Origin of the sequence: Sporomusa sp. KB1 (assembly GCF_007830295.1) — a bacterium.
In the GTDB taxonomy this organism is placed as follows: Bacteria; Bacillota; Negativicutes; order Sporomusales; family Sporomusaceae; genus Sporomusa.
Window position 1 is genome coordinate 3,261,407 of the sequence record NZ_VLKC01000002.1, and the last position, 5,374, is coordinate 3,266,780.

At 43.2% G+C, this 5,374-nt stretch carries 3 protein-coding genes, 1 rRNA gene and 1 other annotated feature (2 of these 5 cut by a window edge); all 4 genes read left to right on the forward strand.

Going from position 1 to position 5,374, the window contains the following annotated elements; genetic code table 11:
• Positions 1-642: ribosomal RNA gene (locus SALPA_RS30515) — 16S ribosomal RNA — on the forward strand; it begins 947 nt to the left of the window's first position.
• A gap of 396 nt (positions 643-1,038) precedes the next feature.
• Positions 1,039-2,679 carry a glycosyltransferase family 39 protein gene (locus SALPA_RS18765; RefSeq protein WP_255451264.1) on the forward strand — a complete coding sequence of 547 codons (1,641 nt, stop codon included), beginning with the start codon at positions 1,039-1,041 and terminating at the stop codon, positions 2,677-2,679.
• Between the two features lie 37 nt (positions 2,680-2,716).
• A complete protein-coding gene (locus SALPA_RS18770) occupies positions 2,717-3,400 on the forward strand; it encodes a response regulator transcription factor (RefSeq protein WP_145097434.1) in 684 nt (227 codons plus the stop codon).
• On the forward strand, positions 3,390-4,682 hold the full coding sequence (locus tag SALPA_RS18775; RefSeq protein ID WP_145097437.1) for a cell wall metabolism sensor histidine kinase WalK: 1,293 nt from the start codon (positions 3,390-3,392) through the stop codon (positions 4,680-4,682). Before SALPA_RS18770 ends, SALPA_RS18775 begins: the two co-directional genes overlap by 11 nt.
• A 499-nt stretch (positions 4,683-5,181) precedes the next feature.
• Positions 5,182-5,374, forward strand: a sequence feature (23S ribosomal RNA rRNA prediction is too short); it runs 265 nt beyond the window's last position.

Sequence of the window (5,374 nt, forward strand, 5' to 3'; positions counted from 1 at the left end):
AAACTCAAAGGAATTGACGGGGGCCCGCACAAGCGGTGGAGTATGTGGTTTAATTCGACGCAACGCGAAGAACCTTACCAGGACTTGACATTGAGTGAAAAGCTAAGAGATTAGTTCCTATCCTTCGGGATACACGAAAACAGGTGGTGCATGGCTGTCGTCAGCTCGTGTCGTGAGATGTTGGGTTAAGTCCCGCAACGAGCGCAACCCTTATCCTTTGTTGCCAGCGCGTTATGGTGGGAACTCAAGGGAGACTGCCGCAGACAATGCGGAGGAAGGCGGGGATGACGTCAAGTCATCATGCCCCTTATGTCCTGGGCTACACACGTACTACAATGGGCTTAAACAAAGCGAAGCAAGCCCGCGAGGGTAAGCCAAACGCATAAACAAGCTCTCAGTTCGGATCGGAGGCTGCAACTCGCCTCCGTGAAGTCGGAATCGCTAGTAATCGCAGGTCAGCATACTGCGGTGAATACGTTCCCGGGCCTTGTACACACCGCCCGTCACACCACGAAAGTTGACAACACCCGAAGCCGGTGGGGTAACCAGCAATGGAACTAGCCGTCTAAGGTGGGGCCGATGATTGGGGTGAAGTCGTAACAAGGTAGCCGTATCGGAAGGTGCGGCTGGATCACCTCCTTTCTAGGGAGAACCGTTCGAGGTAACACTCGAACTACTTCCAGGTCGGTACATTTGGCAAGCATTACGATACTAGACGGAGCTTATGTGCTCGCTGTAGTATCACTTACATTGTTTGGTTTTGAGGGAATGCCAAACGTGATACTAAATATTGTAAAAAGGTAAAAGCCTGCAGAAATTTTCTGCAGGCTTTTACCTTTTTCTTTACGTTCTTCATTCTGTTTTCAGAATCAATTGCTATAATTACTAAGAAATAAGCAGTCGTTATTGTTTATGTGATTGGAAGGGGAAATACTATCAAATATATTTTGATTGTAGTGCCTGTTGCCTGCCTGCTCATCAAAGACAAAATTATTAGTACGTTAAAGGCGACAATTAACTATTCGAGGAGGAATTTTGGTGGCCGCTTCACTCTCTATCGCTGCCGTTCGCTCTAGGCAGATTTGCTTAGGATTATTCTTAGTTTCGTTTGTTTCCTATCTGTTGTTTAGCCACCTTGTGCCGATTACAGATCCTGTAGAATCTAATTATGTGCTTACTGCCAAAGAAATGGTGAAAAGTGGAGATTGGCTTTCACCCCAAATATATGGCCACGTATGGTTTGATAAACCTATATTTTTTTATTGGCTTACCGCTTTGGCCTTTAAATGGTTTGGAGTTTCCGATTTGGCGGCACGTCTGGCTCCGGCTTTGTTTGCCGGATTGGGGGTGGTATTGATCTATTGGTTTTTGAATAAGACATCCAGTCAAGCAGTAGCATTATTAGCGGCTCTCGTTATGGGAACATCGTTAGAGTATGTGCTTCTCGCAAAATTCGTCATTACTGATATGGTGCTGTTTGTATTTAATAGTGCGGCACTTGTATTTTTTTACCTTGGGTATACCAAGGCGGAGGGGACCAAGCGCTGGTATTTGCTTATGTATGCAAGTATGGCTTTGGCCGTTTTAACTAAGGGGCCTGTTGGCTTGCTGCTGCCTGGTCTTGTGATGGCGATTTTTATCGCCGTACAGCGTAATTGGGCAGAACTTAGAAAAATGTCAATCCCGACAGGTTTAGTGTTGTTTGCGGTGATTGCATTTCCCTGGTATAGCGCCATGTATTATGTTCATGGGTCCGAGTTTATTGATACCTTTTTGGGAGTGCATAATTATCTGCGTGCGACAGTTTCAGAGCATCCCAAAGATAATGTAATCTATTACTATCTTGTGGTATTTTTGCTCAGCATGCTGCCTTGGGCTCCGCTGGCACTAAAGGCAATGGTTGCTACCTGGAAAGACCAATCGCTGCGAAAATCACCGCTATGGTTATTTAGTTTCATCTGGACGGGAGTATTTTTCATTTTTTACTCACTTGTGGCTACAAAATATCTTACCTATACGTTTCCTACGCTTTTTCCACTGGCGATGATAACGGGGAATTACCTGGAACAGCTGTTGCTTCAGAATAAGAAAAGCACAATTATCTATTGGGTAGGCATTCCCATGATAGTTTCGACGCTAGCCTATATTGTTGCCGTTCAGAGTTATCTTGAAAACCTGTGGATGGTTGTCGCCGGTCTGATGCTGATAATGGTATTTATTTGGCGGAAAATAAAGGAACAACGTCCAAAATATATTTTGGAGTTACTTTGTATATACCAAGTTGCAGTGTATATGGTGCTGTCACTTTTTATCCTTCCTGTCATGGCTGATACCAGATCTGAAAAAGAGCTTGCGCAAGACTTGCTAAATTATAGTGATTCTCGCCTAGGCCTTTACGAGTTCTATAGTACATCGGCAGTTTATTACAGTGGTAAAACGGCAGTGAAACTTACTTCCTCAGAGCCAGTGGTATCACCTCAGAATGAATTAAGTTGGTCAAGCAAATACACGATGCCTACTGAATCATTAGTTAGCTTCGTGACGAATTCTAAAAAAAATAGTATAGTGGTTATAGTACCTGAACAGAAACGAAAGCAGTTTTTAGAAAAGATAAAAAATAGCAATCCTCAACTATTGAAGACTACTGACAGATTTAGCTATTATCATTTTGGAGACTGACGGATTATTGTTCTAGGCTTGAGGTGGAGGGATACAAATGCGTATATTGCTAGCTGAAGATGATACTAAACTTGGTAATTTAATTAAACGCATGTTAGAAAAGGCCGAGGCAGCGGTTGATTGGGTAACACGGGGGGACACCGCATTTGAGTACGCAACACGCTCTTATTATGACGTAGTTGTGTTAGACTGGATGATGCCAGGACAGACGGGAATTGATGTGTGTGCTCAGCTGCGCAAAGATGGTTATCAGGGTGCTATTTTGATGCTTACAGCAAAAGACGATATTACTGATCGGGTGTTAGGGCTGGATACAGGAGCCGACGACTACCTTGTAAAACCGTTTGAGTTTGTAGAATTGCTTGCCAGACTCCGGGCTTTATCGCGCCGGAGCAGTGCTAAGCTGAAGGAAGATATCGTGCAATTAGGCGATCTTATTTTAGATCGCTCGACCCGCAGTGTTCGTGTTGACGAAACCGAGGTACAGCTTACCAGTCGTGAATTTCAGCTGTTAGATTTGCTTGTACAAAATAAAGGACAGGTAGTACCACGGGAAGTCATACTAGATCGGGTTTGGGGGTTAGATACCGATGTATCACCGAATAATCTTGATGCTTATGTACGTTTGTTGCGGAGAAAAATTAACTTGCCTGAGGGCGATGTAGTAATCCAAAATGTCAGAGGGATAGGGTTTAAGTTAGAGGCTCATCATGTTTGCTAAAATTCGCAACCATTTGACTATGGTCTATTCTGCGGTTATGGTGTGTTTTCTAATATCATTCGTAGTGTCAAGCTATACAGGGCTGGTTTGGGTACTGTACCGGGAAGAACAACAAGATATTGAGATGTTCGCCAAAGAAGAAGCTCGCGAACACATTACTTTGCTTCGACAAATACAATTGTCGGGAAATTTGTCTTTAGGGGAAGACGATGAGCAAAACGATGGGAAACTCTTCCATTACGCATTTGATATAGATGGGCAGCAGGTTTCCTCAAGTGAACCAGCTCGCGAAGTACGTGCTCTTGTTCTGGATACCATCCGTAGTTGGCAAGGTGCTGACGGGGAAGCAATATTAACTAAATTGCATCTTCCGGGTGACAGAAAAAAATACTTCATGCTATGCAGTGTGAAAGTTTATGAGGGTGAGAAGGAGCTCGGTACGGTTTTCGTGGGTAAAGATATTACGTCCTATTACGTGATGTTAAAAAGGCTATTGTTAGTTCTTAGCCTGGGATGCTTATTATTTCTTATTATTGCAGCTTTTGCTGGCCATCTACTGGCGGGCCGGGCAATTGTCCCTATTAAAAACTCTTTTGCTAGACAACGTGAGTTCGTTGCTGATGCGTCTCATGAACTTCGTACGCCTCTTAGCGTTATGTTGACTTCTGTTGAGGCAATTCGAGCAGATGACGAAAATAGATTTTCGTCATTTTCCATGCAGGTGCTTGATGATATGAAAGGTGAAATCAAGAGAATGACTAAAATTGTCTCCGATTTATTGACTCTTGCCAGAGCTGATGTCGGCGTGAATGCTATCATTAAGGAAAAGTTTGATATCAATATGATTGCCGAGAAGGTAATTCGCTCCTTTCAACCGTTAGCAACTGAGAAGGAGATTAAGCTTGAGTTTGCCGGGACAAGCAATCTTTTTATTCAAGCAGACAAAGAAAGAATAAGCCAGTTGTTGTTGATTTTAATTGACAATGCATTGAAGTTTGTGCAGCACGAAGGGGAGGTAATCCTCACTGTCAAACAACTGCCTGGTTCAAAGGGGTCTATCAATATCATTGTGCAAGATAATGGGATAGGTATTCTCCCCCAAGAGCAAAAACTTATTTTTGAACGATTTTATAGAATAGATAAAGTAAGATCCAGGGAAGCGGGTGGTACAGGCCTCGGTTTATCTATTGCCAAATGGATAGTAGAAGCTCATGGCGGGACAATTAGAGTGGAAAGTGCCATTGGCGTTGGCAGTACTTTTATTGTAACTTTACCTAACTAAGTAATTATAACTACGCCACATAAAAAGATGTACAAAATGACATGAAGTATAGAATGCCTATTGCAAAATAGTTTATTTCAGTATATAATCACCTATGTGCCTAAAAATAGGTACTCCTAAACAGATAAAACAATACAGGAATACGAATTGGTCAAAATTGGTCATTGCAATATATGATTAATTATGATAACATAACACTCCTGATGTTCCTTGAAAACTACACAGAAGAAAGCAAAGTAAAATTACCTCTCATATGCAAATATGTAGAAGTAACTTAACGAAGCGCAATTAGGATTTAACTGAAGGCAAAACGTAAGCTAAACCCTCGGCACAGTAAAATGTAGCCGAGAGGCTGGCTAGCGTGCATCAGATGCTAGGCGGAAGGAGGACGCGAACGGAGTCGTACTGGAAGTACGTCGAAGAGAGCGCCCGGACTGACAACAACGCAGATGATGTGCGATAGACAGTCGACAAAGTATGCAGCAATAAGATTAAAATAAGTCAAGTTATTTAGGGCATACGGCGGATGCCTAGGCGCCAAGAGCCGAAGAAGGACGGGGTAAGCTCCGATATGCCAGGAAGAGCTGCAAGCAAGCATTGACTCCTGGATTTCCGAATGGGGGAACCCGGCGGTGGTAATGCACCGTCACCTAACTAAGGTTAGGAGGGCACCCGGGGAACTGAAACATCTA